The organism is Pseudomonas sp. B21-017, from assembly GCF_024749245.1.
In the GTDB taxonomy this organism is placed as follows: Bacteria; Pseudomonadota; Gammaproteobacteria; order Pseudomonadales; family Pseudomonadaceae; genus Aquipseudomonas.
In genome coordinates this window covers 4,493,161-4,505,601 of the sequence record NZ_CP087194.1, presented here as the reverse complement: position 1 = coordinate 4,505,601, position 12,441 = coordinate 4,493,161, and the positions used below count along the sequence as shown (strand labels likewise).

General features: G+C 59.8%; 10 protein-coding genes. 6 read left to right on the top strand and 4 right to left on the bottom strand.

Annotation, left to right across the window (positions count from 1 at the left end; genetic code table 11):
• The first annotated feature begins 76 nt into the window (after nucleotides 1–76).
• Nucleotides 77–1,150, top strand: coding sequence for a 23S rRNA (cytidine(2498)-2'-O)-methyltransferase RlmM (gene rlmM / locus LOY28_RS20235; RefSeq protein ID WP_018925308.1), 1,074 nt, complete (start codon nucleotides 77–79; stop codon nucleotides 1,148–1,150).
• Nucleotides 1,151–1,227: 77 nt separating this feature from the next.
• Nucleotides 1,228–1,479: a sulfurtransferase TusA gene (tusA, locus tag LOY28_RS20230; RefSeq protein ID WP_007907805.1), complete on the top strand. Its 252-nt coding sequence runs from the start codon at nucleotides 1,228–1,230 to the stop codon at nucleotides 1,477–1,479.
• A gap of 47 nt (nucleotides 1,480–1,526) precedes the next feature.
• On the opposite strand, the gene LOY28_RS20225 is transcribed toward tusA, so the two are convergent.
• On the bottom strand, nucleotides 1,527–2,936 hold the full coding sequence (locus LOY28_RS20225; protein ID WP_018925309.1) for an MATE family efflux transporter: 1,410 nt from the start codon (nucleotides 2,934–2,936) through the stop codon (nucleotides 1,527–1,529).
• A gap of 335 nt (nucleotides 2,937–3,271) precedes the next feature.
• Here LOY28_RS20225 and pdxB point away from each other — a divergent pair, with 335 nt between their 5' ends.
• Nucleotides 3,272–4,414 (top strand): 4-phosphoerythronate dehydrogenase PdxB, encoded by a 1,143-nt coding sequence (pdxB, locus tag LOY28_RS20220; RefSeq protein WP_018925310.1) that lies wholly within the window; start codon nucleotides 3,272–3,274, stop codon nucleotides 4,412–4,414.
• A gap of 91 nt (nucleotides 4,415–4,505) precedes the next feature.
• Here the strand turns inward: pdxB and LOY28_RS20215 are convergent, their stop codons facing one another.
• A complete protein-coding gene (locus LOY28_RS20215; protein ID WP_018925311.1) occupies nucleotides 4,506–4,685 on the bottom strand; it encodes a PA1571 family protein in 180 nt (59 codons plus the stop codon).
• A gap of 267 nt (nucleotides 4,686–4,952) precedes the next feature.
• Here LOY28_RS20215 and LOY28_RS20210 point away from each other — a divergent pair, with 267 nt between their 5' ends.
• The gene (locus LOY28_RS20210) at nucleotides 4,953–6,737 is read left to right on the top strand and encodes an ABC transporter transmembrane domain-containing protein (protein WP_408981023.1); all 1,785 of its coding nucleotides are present in this window, start codon (nucleotides 4,953–4,955) and stop codon (nucleotides 6,735–6,737) included.
• A 78-nt stretch (nucleotides 6,738–6,815) separates the two neighbouring features.
• Here the strand turns inward: LOY28_RS20210 and LOY28_RS20205 are convergent, their stop codons facing one another.
• On the bottom strand, nucleotides 6,816–8,744 hold the full coding sequence (locus tag LOY28_RS20205; RefSeq protein WP_258612440.1) for a transglycosylase SLT domain-containing protein: 1,929 nt from the start codon (nucleotides 8,742–8,744) through the stop codon (nucleotides 6,816–6,818).
• A 213-nt stretch (nucleotides 8,745–8,957) separates the two neighbouring features.
• On the opposite strand from LOY28_RS20205, the gene LOY28_RS20200 reads away from it, so the two are divergent.
• A complete protein-coding gene (locus tag LOY28_RS20200) occupies nucleotides 8,958–10,880 on the top strand; it encodes an ATP-binding cassette domain-containing protein (protein ID WP_018925314.1) in 1,923 nt (640 codons plus the stop codon).
• A gap of 78 nt (nucleotides 10,881–10,958) precedes the next feature.
• Here the strand turns inward: LOY28_RS20200 and LOY28_RS20195 are convergent, their stop codons facing one another.
• Complete coding sequence (locus LOY28_RS20195) at nucleotides 10,959–11,396, bottom strand: universal stress protein (RefSeq protein ID WP_258612439.1); 438 nt, start codon at nucleotides 11,394–11,396, stop codon at nucleotides 10,959–10,961.
• A gap of 104 nt (nucleotides 11,397–11,500) precedes the next feature.
• On the opposite strand from LOY28_RS20195, the gene LOY28_RS20190 reads away from it, so the two are divergent.
• Complete coding sequence (locus tag LOY28_RS20190; RefSeq protein WP_007933194.1) at nucleotides 11,501–11,938, top strand: hypothetical protein; 438 nt, start codon at nucleotides 11,501–11,503, stop codon at nucleotides 11,936–11,938.
• Nucleotides 11,939–12,441 lie beyond the last annotated feature (503 nt).

The window sequence follows — 12,441 nt, the reverse complement described above, 5'->3', positions numbered from 1 at the left end:
TGACAGGCTTTGCTTCAACGCAAGCCTGGGCATCGCGCAGTGGCGCAATTTTTCCGCCAACTGCCCAGGAGTAAGAATGAACACCCTCTTTATGCATTGCCGACCGGGCTTCGAAGGCGAAGTCTGTTCCGAGATTTCCGAACATGCCGCGCGGCTGAACGTGGCCGGTTATGCCAAGGCCAAAACCGCCAGCGCCTATGCCGAATTCATCTGCACCGAAGAAGACGGCGCCGAACGCCTGATGCGTGGCCAGCGTTTCGCCGACCTGATCTTCCCGCGCCAGTGGGCCCGTGGGATCTTTATTGATCTGCCGGAAACCGACCGCATCAGCGTGATCCTCGCCCACATGGCGGACTTTCCGCTGTGCGGCAGCCTGTGGCTGGAAATGGTCGACACCAACGATGGCAAAGAGCTGTCGAACTTCTGCAAGAAGTTTGAAGTGCACCTGCGCAAGGCGTTGATGGCGGCCGGCAAACTGGTGGAAGACCCCAACAAGCCGCGTCTGCTGCTGACCTTCAAGAGCGGCCGCGAAGTGTTCATGGGGCTGGCGGAGTCGAACAACTCGGCGATGTGGCCGATGGGCATTCCGCGCCTGAAGTTCCCCCGTGAAGCGCCGAGCCGTTCGACGTTGAAGCTGGAAGAGGCCTGGCATCACTTCATTCCCCGCGACCAGTGGGATGAGCGTCTGCACAGCGACATGACCGGTGTCGACCTCGGCGCCGCCCCTGGCGGCTGGACCTGGCAACTGGTCAACCGCGGCATGCTGGTGACCGCCATCGACAACGGCCCGATGGCCGAAAGCCTGATGGATACCGGTCTGGTGCAGCACTTGATGGCCGACGGTTTCACCTTCAAGCCCAAACAGCCGGTGGACTGGATGGTCTGCGACATCGTCGAGAAGCCGGCGCGCAACGCGGCGATGCTGGAAGAATGGATTGGCGAGGGGCATTGCCGGGAAGCGGTGGTCAACCTCAAGCTGCCGATGAAACAGCGTTATGCCGAAGTGAAGCGCTTGCTGGAGCGTATTGCCGAGGGGTTCAAGGCGCGGGGCATTCGGGTTGAAATCGGCTGCAAGCAGCTGTATCACGACCGTGAAGAAGTGACCTGCCATTTACGCCGGCTTGACGTGAAAAAACCGAAATCCCGCTGATTCATACGGTCCCGCTCCCATAGGTGACCGAACACCCGGCAATGCGCGACAATGCCGGCAAGTTTCAGGAGTAAACCATGAGTGAAATGATCGATACGCCGGTTGACGGCACCCTCGATGCCACCGGCCTCAATTGCCCGGAACCGGTGATGATGCTGCACCAGCACATCCGTGACCTGGTGCCTGGCGGCCTGCTGAAGGTGATCGCCACTGACCCGTCGACCCGTCGCGATATTCCCAAGTTCTGCGTGTTCCTCGACCACGAACTCGTCGCGCAGCATGAAGAGGCAGGCACCTACCTGTACTGGATCCGCAAGAAGCTCGCTTAACGGGCACAAAAAAGGCCTGCATGTGCAGGCCCTTTTTTTGCGCTCGCTTAACCGGCCGAACGGCTGGTGCGGATCCGCTTGCGTGCGCTGCGCGCCAGGCGGATCGACAGCATCAGCGCCGCACAACTCAAGCCGACGATCAAACCCTGCCACAGCCCGCTCGGGCCGCTCGGCGCGCCGAACCAATCGGTCAGGCCCAAGGCGTAACCCACCGGCAAACCGATGCCCCAATAAGCGAACAGCGTCAGGATCATCGTCACTCGCGTGTCTTGATAGCCGCGCAGTGCACCGGCCGCCGTCACCTGGATCGCATCGGAAAACTGGAACAGCGCCGAGTACACAATCAGCATCGCGGCCACGTGAATCACCGTCGGGTCGGCGGTGTAGATCGCGGCGATGGGTTCACGCAGCAACAGCATCATGCTTGCGGAAATACACGCATAAGCCAGTGCCGTGCCCATGCCGACTCCGGCGGCGAAGCGTGCTTCGCGTGGTTCTTCGCGGCCCAGTGCCTGGCCGACCCGCACGGTCACGGCCATGCCCAGGGAGTAGGGGATCATGAACACCAGTGAGCTGAAATTCAGGGCGATCTGGTGCCCGGCGACCACAGTGGCGCCGAGGCTGCCGATCAGCAGGGCGATCACCGCAAAGATGCTCGACTCGGCGAAAACGGCGATGCCGATCGGCAGGCCGATGCCCAGCAAGCGTTTGATCACTGCCCACTGCGGCCAGTCGAATCGGCTGAACAACTGGCTCGACTGATAGGCCGGTGCCCAGCGTTCCCAGCCGGCCATCCCCAGCGCCATCACCCACATCACGATTGCCGTGGCCCAGCCGCAGCCGACACCGCCCATCGCCGGCACACCAAAGTGGCCATAGATGAAAATGTAATTGAGCGGAATATTCAGCGCGAGCCCGCACAAACCAAGGACCATGGCCGGACGCGTGCGACCCAGGCCATCACTGAAACAGCGCAATACGTGATAGAACGCGACGGCGGGCAGGCCGCTGGCGATGCCGTGCAGGTACTGCATGCACGGGCCGATCAGCTCGGGATCGACCTTCATGAAATGCAGGATCGGTTCGGCGCTGAACAGTAGGCCGGTCGCCATCAAACCCACCACCAGCGCCAACCACAAGGCCTGACGCACTATCGGGCCAATCTCGCTGTGAGTGCCGGCACCGAAGCGCTGAGCGACTTTCGGGGTGGTGGCCAGCAGCGTACCGGTCATCAACAGAAACACCGGCACCCAGATCGAGTTGCCCAGCGCGACGGCCGCAAGATCGCGAGGCCCGACCCGTCCCGCCATCACCGCATCGACGAAGCCCATGGCGGTGGTCGCCAGTTGCGCGATCATGATCGGCAACGCCAGGCCGAGCAGGTTTTTCAGCTCCAGGCGAACCCGGGCCGGGCGGTTGAGGGAAATAGCGGCGGTGGGGTCAGTCACGGAATTCAAGGCGAAACGTCCAAAGGATTTTGATGCGCGAGGCGGCGCATTCTACGCCTTGACGCAATGGTCAGGAAAAATCCTGTGTTGCGGATTTGTAATCGGTTTTACAGGCATCCCCCACTCCCTGTGGCGAGGGAGCTTGCTCCCGCTGGGCTGCGCAGCAGCCCCAAAAGCAGCTGTCCAGCTCCTTCAGACACACCGCGGCATCAGTCTTTGCGACTGCTTTGCAGTCGGACGGGAGCAAGCTCCCTCGCCACAGGGGGGCGACTAAGGTGCTTAATACCTGCTGGCCCATCACCTCCATCTGCGCCTAAACTGCCGGTCCGCCAAAGGAGCCTGCCATGTTGATTGTTGCCGACGAAAATATCCCGTTGCTCGATGCCTTCTTCGAAGGTTTCGGTGAAATCCGCCGAGTGCCGGGACGTTCCATCGACCGCGCCACCGTCGAGCAGGCCGATGTACTGCTGGTGCGCTCAGTGACCAACGTCAACCGTGCATTGCTCGAAGGCAGCAACGTGCGCTTTGTCGGCACGTGCACCATCGGCACCGATCATTTGGACCTGGACTACTTTCAGCAGGCCGGCATCACCTGGTCCAGTGCGCCAGGCTGCAATGCCCGGGGTGTAGTCGATTACGTGCTGGGCAGTCTGCTGACCCTGGCCGAAATCGAAGGGGTCGACCTGGCTCAGCGCACTTACGGCGTGGTCGGCGCCGGCGAGGTGGGCGGGCGGCTGGTCAAGGTTCTGCAAGGCCTGGGCTGGAATGTGCTGGTTTGCGATCCGCCACGGCAAGCCGCTGAAGGGGGCGATTACGTCAGTCTCGAGCAGATCATCGAGCAATGCGATGTCATCAGCCTGCATACGCCGCTGGACAAGCAAGGCCCTCAGGCAACCTGGCATCTGTTCGATAAAAACCGTTTGAACCAACTCAAACCCGGCACCTGGCTGATCAACGCAAGTCGTGGCCCGGTGATCGACAACGCCGCCCTGCGTCAGGTGCTGTTGCAACGTGAAGATCTGCAAGCGGTGCTGGATGTCTGGGAGGCTGAGCCTGAAGTCGATGTAGCGCTGGCGGAGTTGTGTGTCATCGCGACGCCGCACATTGCCGGCTACAGCCTCGACGGCAAACAGCGCGGGACGGCGCAGATCTATCAGGCGTTTTGCAAATTTCTTGGGCAACCGGAACAGGTCAGCCTGAACGATTTGCTGCCAGCGCCATGGCTGTCGGCTGTTACGTTGAATGCTGATACCGATCCGGCCTGGGCGCTGGCGATGTTGTGCCGTGGCGTGTACGACCCGCGCCGTGATGACGCGGATTTCCGTCGCAGCCTCGTAGGCAATGTGAGTGAACAGCGTGCGGCGTTCGATGGGCTGCGCAAGCATTACCCGCTGCGGCGTGAGATCGATGGGTTGAAAGTGCGAATTGAAGGGCATTCGCCGGCGTTGCAGCAGATCGTGGCGGCCTTAGGCGCAACCTCGGCCTAGCAAACTGACCGGATCCCTACAAAAGCCACACAAAACAGGCACCCATAAAAAACCCGGCCAACAGGGCCGGGTCAAGAAGACGGTGGCTATATCACTTTTGTTCGGCAGGCTTGACCAATCGCTTTTCCAGTTCGCGACAAGCGTCCTGGATCATGCTTTCAGTGATCGGTACTTCACGCCCATCCTCATCGATAATCGAGCAACCCAGAGACTGGTCTGGCTGTGTGCGGATCACTTGAATCTTGTCATCGCTGCTGTTTTGCAAGGACATGGCCTGTCTCCTCATCAGGTTGTGCGCTTACTGTAAAACCGCCAGGTGACCGGGCTGTGACAATTCCCTGCGATCTTTCAGGTCGGCCTCTTCAGTCCATCAGAAATACCCTGATGTTTCCACCCGGACTTTAGACCAATATTCTCTAGCCACTAGTCTAGGCGGTCATAATTAACCCGACTCATTGTGATTTACAGCGTTCAATCCGATTGAGCAGTGTAGGCTTGATCGGGTCAAAACCATGGGTTACGCCTTCGGATGATCTTCATGCTTTCTGCCCGTCACCGCCGCGCCATTCGCCTGGCCAGCCGTTTCATCACGCCTTATCGCTGGCCGGCCTTCGGCGCCTTGCTGGCGTTGATTGTCACTGCCGGCATCACCTTGTCCATGGGGCAGGGGATTCGCCTATTGGTGGATCAGGGTTTCATGACCCAGTCGACGCATTTGCTCAATCAATCCATCGGCCTGTTCATGTTGCTGGTGATCGGTCTGGCGATTGGCACCTTTGTGCGCTTTTACCTGGTGTCGTGGATTGGCGAGCGCGTTGTCGCGGACATTCGCCGTCGGGTGTTCAACCACCTGGTCTATCTGCATCCGGGTTTTTATGAAGACAACCGCAGCTCCGAGATCCAGTCACGACTGACTGCCGACACCACGCTGCTGCAATCGGTGATCGGCTCTTCGCTATCGCTGTTCCTGCGCAACGGGCTGATGGTGATCGGCGGGATTGTCTTGTTGTTTATCACCAACCCCAAGCTGACCAGCATCGTAGTGGTCGCATTGCCGTTGGTGGTCGCGCCGATCCTGATTTTTGGCCGCCGGGTACGCACCCTGTCGCGCCAGAGCCAGGATCGGGTTGCCGATATCGGCAGTTATGTGTCCGAAACCCTGAGTCAGATCAAAACCGTGCAGGCCTACAACCATCAGGTGCAGGACGAACAGCGTTTTTCCGCGACCGTAGAAGAGGCTTTCAATACCGCCCGCAAACGCATTTTCCAGCGAGCCTGGTTGATCACCCTGGTGATCCTGCTGGTGTTGGGCGCGGTCGGGGTGATGCTCTGGGTCGGCGGAATGGACGTCATCGCCGGGCGGATTTCCGCGGGTGAGTTGGCAGCGTTCGTCTTTTACAGCCTGATCGTCGGTGGCGCCTTTGGCACATTGAGTGAAGTGATCGGCGAACTGCAGCGAGCAGCAGGGGCGGCGGAGCGGATTGCCGAGCTGTTGCGTTCGGAAAACATCATCCAGCCACCGACCCATGGGCTGGTGACCCTGCCTGAACGGGTGAAGGGCGATCTGGTGCTGCAAGATGTGCGCTTTTCCTACCCGTCGCGTCCTGAGAGCTATGCCGTCGATGGTTTGAGTCTGACGATCAATGCCGGCGAAACCCTCGCTCTGGTCGGGCCGTCAGGTGCCGGCAAATCGACGGTGTATGACCTGCTGTTGCGCTTTTACGACCCCGCTGAAGGACGCATCCTGCTGGACGGTGTGCCGCTGACCCAACTCGACCCTCTGGACCTGCGCCGCTGCTTCGCCCTCGTCTCGCAAACCCCGGCGCTGTTCTTCGGCAGCATTGAAGAGAACATTCGTTATGGCCATCCGACGGCGACGTCGGCGCAGGTCCAGGAGGCCGCGAAAATTGCCTACGCCCACGACTTCATCGAACAAATGCCCAATGGCTACCAGACCCACCTCGGCGACGCCGGGCTCGGTTTGTCCGGCGGGCAACGCCAACGCCTGGCCATCGCCCGGGCACTGTTGGTGGACGCGCCGATCCTGCTGCTGGACGAAGCCACCAGCGCCCTCGATGCACAAAGTGAACACCTGATCCAGCAAGCCCTGCCCAGCCTGATGAAAAACCGCACCACACTGGTCATCGCCCATCGACTGGCGACAGTGAAAAACGCTGACCGAATCGCGGTGATGGACCAAGGGAAACTGGTGGCGGTGGGGACGCATCAGGAGTTGATTGCGAGCAATGCGTTGTATGCGCGATTGGCGGCGTTGCAGTTTAGTGATGGGCGCCATGCCCCAACCGACCAAGTAACTGACTAAGTAACCGACCAAGTCGAGCACCCAAAAAAATGCCCGCATCAATCGATGCGGGCATTTTTTCAGTGTTTCAAAGCAGGCTCATTGATCGTCAAAGTAACGTTCATGCCAATCCACCAGCGGCTGCGGTGAATTGAGCTTCTGGCCGTAGATTACCGAATATGACAGCACGTTCTGCACGTACTGGCGGGTTTCGTCGAACGGGATGCTTTCCACCCACACATCGAAGCTCAGGTGGTCGGCGCCGCGCAACCATTGACGCACGCGGCCGGGGCCGGCGTTGTAGGCGGCGGAGGCGAGCACGCGGTTGCCGTTGAACTGGCTGTGGACCTGGCTCAGATAAGCGGCGCCGAGCTCGATGTTTTTGTCCGGATCGAGCACTTGCTGCGGCGAGGCCAGGGGAATGCTGAACTTGCGAGCGGTTTCCTTGGCAGTGCCGGGCATCAGTTGCATCAGGCCGCTGGCGCCAACGCCGGAACGGGCGTCGTCCATGAAGGCGCTTTCCTGACGAGTGATCGCGAACACCCAGCTAGAGTGCAGGCCACGGACCTTGGCTTCACGCACCAGGGTATCGCGGTGAGCCATCGGGAAGCGGATGTCCAGGTCGTCCCAGTACTGCGCCTGACTGATGGTGCGGATCGCCGGGAAATACCATTTCAGGTCGTAAGCCAGTTTCGCCTGGGCAACCATTTCATCACGGCTGAAGTGCCGGCTGACGTGGTACCACTCGCGTCGGCCGTCGACGATCTGTCCGCGTGCATGGAACTCCAGCGCGCGGCGCACACCGGGGGTATTGCGTACCTTGTTGATCAGCGCCTGGCTGAGCATCAGCGGTTTGTTGATCAGCGAATAGGGAGACTGCGAGCGATCGGCCGCCAGGAAGCCGTAGAAGTCGCGTTCGCGAGCCAGGCCCTTGTAAAGCGTTTGCGCTTGCGGATTCTGTGGCTGCGCCAACTCCAGGGTGCGAGCCTGCCAATAACGCCAGCGGTTGGTGGTGGCCAGGTCCTGAGGCAGGCGGCGGGTCAACTGATAGGCGTCGTCCCAACGGGCCAGACGCAACAGCAGGCGCAAGCGCCATTCCGAAACGGTGTTGTCCCGCAGCTCCGGGTCGTATTTGGTCATCACGTCCAGCGCGCGACTGTCGAATCGTCGAGCGAGGGTCAGCCCGATTTCCCGGGCGATCGCGACTTTTTCGTCCCGGGAGAAGTGCATGCTGCTGGCGTAGCCGTCGAGCAGGGCCATGGCCCTGTCCGGATCCTGACGGGCCAGGCGGCGCAGGCCAAGGCTGACGATGTCGGACATCGGCTCATCGGCCGGGGTAAAGCGCGACGGCTGATTCAGCAGTTCGGGTTTCTGCGCCACATCCACCAGCAGGCGACCGCGCGGGGCGAGGGTCGTCAGGCCATTGATCAGGCTGTTTGCCAGCGGGTAGTTGCCGGCCTGGGCGGCGAGCTTGGTGCGTTCCCAGCGTTTCTGTTCAGTCAGTTGACCATCGGCGGCCCACATGCCGAACACTGCATCGCATGCCTCGGGCCGGGTTTTGCCGCTCAACCAGAGTTTGTCGGCGTTGGCGTAACCTTCGGTCTTACGGTTATGGCTGATCTGATACTGCGCGTTCAGGCAGTCCAGTTCGGTGAAATTGAGCTTGGGGTCATAATATTTGACGAACGTTTCCCAATCGCCGCGTTCGGCCAGCCAGCGCAACCAGCGCAATTTCATCCAGTTGGCTTGTGGCAGGTCGCCGTGTTCGGCGAGGAAGTTCTCGATTTCGGCATTGTTTGCGGTTTTCAGCCGCGCGGTCAGTTCGTCATAAGCCAGGTAGGGGGTCAGCGGATAATCGCTGAGCGCCTGGCTATAACGGAAATAAGGGCCGGAATCGCCCTTGGCCAAGGCACGCTTGGCTTCGTCGTAATACTGGCGTTGGGTAGACAGGTCTACCGCCTGGGCGGATTGAACGGCAGCGGCTGTAAGAAGCAAACATGAAAAAAGACTGAAAAGGCGACTGCGCATGAGACATCCGGGCAGAAAAATCATGACAAGTGCTGGTAAGACCGGCACCTAATTATATGTAGCTTAGCCTTTTGCCAGCAGCGGGTGAAAGCTTTGCCGACATGCCAGCATAAGTTCGCAACAATTGTTGTGCAGAGTGCTTCGACATTGAAATTGCCGGCCTTCTGTAGCCTCAAGTCAGGTAGAATGCGCGCCCGGTTTTTGGAGAAGCTCATGACCCTGCTCAAATTCAGCGATGTGTCCCTTGCTTTCGGCGCTATGCCGTTGTTGGACAAGGTGTCCTGGCAGATCGCCCGTGGTGAGCGGGTGTGCATCATCGGCCGCAACGGCACTGGCAAGTCCAGCATGATGAAGCTCGTCAAGGGCGACCAGAAGCCCGACGATGGCTCCGTTTGGCGCGCACCTGGCCTCAAGATTGGTGAATTGCCGCAAGAATTGCCGGTAGCCGACGAGCGGACCGTGTTCGACGTGGTCGCCGAAGGCCTCGACGGCGTTGGCGCGTTGCTTGCCGAATATCACCATCTGAGCCAGAACATCGTCACTGACGCCGATCTGGACAAGCTGATGCACGTCCAGCACGACCTCGAGGCCCGAGATGGCTGGCGCTTGCAGCAACTGGTCGACAGCACCTTGAGCCGTCTGCAGTTGCCTGCCGACAAGACCCTCGCCGAATTGTCCGGCGGCTGGCGTCGTCGCGTCCTGTTGGCTCAGGCGCTGGTTTCCGAACCGGACCTGCTGCTGCTCGACGAACCGACCAACCACCTGGACATCGGTGCCATCGCCTGGCTTGAAGAAGCGCTGAAGGATTTCCAGGGCGCCGTACTGTTCATCACGCACGACCGTTCATTCCTGCAGAACCTTGCAACCCGTATCCTGGAACTGGATCGCGGCGGCTTGATCGACTGGAACGGCGATTACGCCAGCTTCCTCGTGCACAAAGAGGCCACACTGGCCGCTGAAGAAACCGCCAACGCGCTGTTCGATAAAAAACTGGCCCAGGAAGAAGTCTGGATCCGCCAGGGCATCAAGGCGCGTCGCACCCGTAACGAAGGCCGTGTCCGTGCACTGAAAGCCCTGCGCGTCGAGCGTAGCGAGCGTCGTGAGCGTACCGGCAAGGCCAACATTCAGCTCGATACCGCCGACAAGTCCGGCAAGCAGGTGATGGTGCTCGAGAATGTGAGCTTCGCTCACCCGGGCGGCCCGTTCCTGATCAAGGATTTCTCGATGGTCCTGCAGCGCGGCGACCGCATCGGTCTGCTCGGCGCCAACGGTACCGGCAAGACCACGCTGTTGAAGCTGATGCTCAACGGTCTGCAACCGACCAGCGGCACAGTGGAAGAGGGGACGCGCATCGACGTGGCCTATTTCGACCAGTTGCGCCATCAGTTGGACCTGGAAAAGACCGTGATCGACAACGTCGCTGAAGGTCGCGACTTCATCGATATCGACGGCCAGAGCCGTCACGTGCTGAGCTACCTCGGCGACTTCCTGTTCAGCCCGCAGCGTGCCCGCACGCCGGTCAAGGCGTTGTCCGGTGGTGAGCGTGCGCGTCTGCTGCTGGCCAAACTGTTCAGCAAACCGGCGAACCTGCTGGTGCTCGACGAACCGACCAACGACCTCGACGTGGAAACCCTCGAACTGCTGGAAGAGGTCTTGCTGACCTTCAACGGCACTGTGCTGATGGTCAGCCACGACCGGGCATTCCTCGACAACGTGGTCACCAGCACCCTGGTCTTCGAAGGTGAAGGCAAGGTTCGCGAATACGTCGGTGGTTATCAGGACTGGCTGCGTCAGGGCGGCTCGCCGCGCCTGCTGGGTGTGACCGAGAGCAAGTCCGGCAAGGCCGACCTGAACTCGGCTGTCGTGACGGCCGAACCTGCGCCAGTTGCTGCAGTGGAAACGCCAGCGCCGGTGGCGAAAAAGAAACTCAGCTACAAATTGCAGCGTGAGCTGGAAGCCTTGCCTGGCCAGATCGAAGCCATGGAGCAGCAGATCGCGGTGGTTGAAGCGCAGATGGCGGACGCCGGCTTCTATCAGCGTCCTCCTGCCGAGACGGCTGCAGTGATCGCTCAGCTTGAGCAGTTACAGGCTGAACTCGACGTGATGGTCGAGCGCTGGGCCGAACTGGATGCCTGATTGATCCGGCTATAAAAAAGCCCGGCTTCACTCGTGTGAATGCCGGGCTTTTCGTAAGGGGTTTATTGTTGCTTGTTGTCAGTTTTTTTGCAGGCGCACGGCAAGTACATCGCAAGGCGCGCCGTGCAGCACGTCATTGGCAGTGGAGCCGAGCAACAGTGCCAGGCCATGCCGGCCATGACTGCCCACCACGATCAGGTCGCACGTTTGCTCCTTGGCGAGATGGTGAATCTCCTGTCGCGGCTGGCCGTAGGTCAAGTGGCTGTATTCCTTGGAGAGCTCCGGGTATTTCAGGATCAATCGCTCAAGGCGCTCCTTGGCCTGATCGAACTGTTGCTGTTGCAACTGGGAAAGGTCCATCGGCACGTCGCCGCCAAAGGCCATGGCCATCGGCTCGACGATATGCACCAGGGACAGCTTTGCGCCATTGCTCACCGAAAGTTCGCGGGCGCGGTGGATTACAGGATCGCACTCTTCGGTTAGATCTACAGCGACCAGAATATGGTGGTAGGGCATGAGGTGCTCCTCCTGAGGATTGCAATATTGGTAAGTATGGCTGGTTTCAAGCGCATTGGTTTCAACGTGACCCAATGGGCTCATCAAGAATCGGGAGTACAGATATGACGGTCTGGATAGTGGTGTCAATCCTGCTGGTGGTGCTGAGCCCGCTGGCTTGGTTGCGACCGTCTCGTGTCCAGAGCGGTCGCATGGCTCTGCGCATGGAGGCGCGGCGCATCGGCCTTGCCATGCAATTGGCGCCCCAGGAGTGGCCGCACTGGCTGAGCCAGGAGCCGCCAAGCCCTTGCGCCCAGTACCACCGACCGCGCCGTGGCACTCAGCCAGCGTGCTGGAGCTATTGGCAGAAGGCGCCGGGTGTGTGGGTCAATCAGTGGCAGGAAGTCTGCGAGGATGGAGTGCTTCTGAATCATTTCGAAAAACTGCCTGCCAACGTCTACAAGGTCGAGGCAGACAAGCAAATGATTGCCCTGTATTGGGGCGAGAAGGGCGAAGCCGAGGTTCTGCAACAGATCGACGCTACGCTCAAGGCGCTCGCCTGAACCCCGATCTGTTACGGAAGGCAATAAAAAGCCCGACATCATCATCGGGCTGGGGTTGGCCAGGCAGGCCGGTAATTCTTTGTGGCACAGATCTTACGCTGGGCATTCGTCAAAGCGTTCAAATTTTTTCTTCAGGGTCACGCCAGCGTAGCCTGTTAAACACAGGTTGCCGCGAATTAGGGCGACTTTTCTAACTATTGATTCTATGAATGGCCTCACATGCATCCGCATGTTGCAGGGCTTCGTGGTACGGAAGTGACCGGAAAGTCGCGTTTCAACCAGTATTTTGGGCGATTGACAATTGCCGGAAATTCCGTGAAGGTGACACACCCAAATCAAACGGGCGTATGAATTGAGCGTTTGTATTACAGACTGCTCCTACAGAATCCCGACTATCGCGTTGGCGGGTGTGCCGGGTGAGTTGGCGTTAGCATTGACGATAAACGTCCCTGCCGAGCCAGCCGCCTGCGTCCGACGTGTACTGTTCAGCTTCCATATCGTGG

Coding starts and splice junctions, on each gene's coding strand:
- rlmM (WP_018925308.1), top strand. CDS start 77: ATGAACACCCTCTTTATGCATTGCCGACCGGGCTTCGAAGGCGAAGTC.
- tusA (WP_007907805.1), top strand. CDS start 1,228: ATGAGTGAAATGATCGATACGCCGGTTGACGGCACCCTCGATGCCACC.
- pdxB (WP_018925310.1), top strand. CDS start 3,272: ATGTTGATTGTTGCCGACGAAAATATCCCGTTGCTCGATGCCTTCTTC.
- LOY28_RS20215 (WP_018925311.1), bottom strand. CDS start 4,685: ATGTCCTTGCAAAACAGCAGCGATGACAAGATTCAAGTGATCCGCACA.
- LOY28_RS20210 (WP_408981023.1), top strand. CDS start 4,953: ATGCTTTCTGCCCGTCACCGCCGCGCCATTCGCCTGGCCAGCCGTTTC.
- LOY28_RS20205 (WP_258612440.1), bottom strand. CDS start 8,744: ATGCGCAGTCGCCTTTTCAGTCTTTTTTCATGTTTGCTTCTTACAGCC.
- LOY28_RS20200 (WP_018925314.1), top strand. CDS start 8,958: ATGACCCTGCTCAAATTCAGCGATGTGTCCCTTGCTTTCGGCGCTATG.
- LOY28_RS20195 (WP_258612439.1), bottom strand. CDS start 11,396: ATGCCCTACCACCATATTCTGGTCGCTGTAGATCTAACCGAAGAGTGC.
- LOY28_RS20190 (WP_007933194.1), top strand. CDS start 11,501: ATGACGGTCTGGATAGTGGTGTCAATCCTGCTGGTGGTGCTGAGCCCG.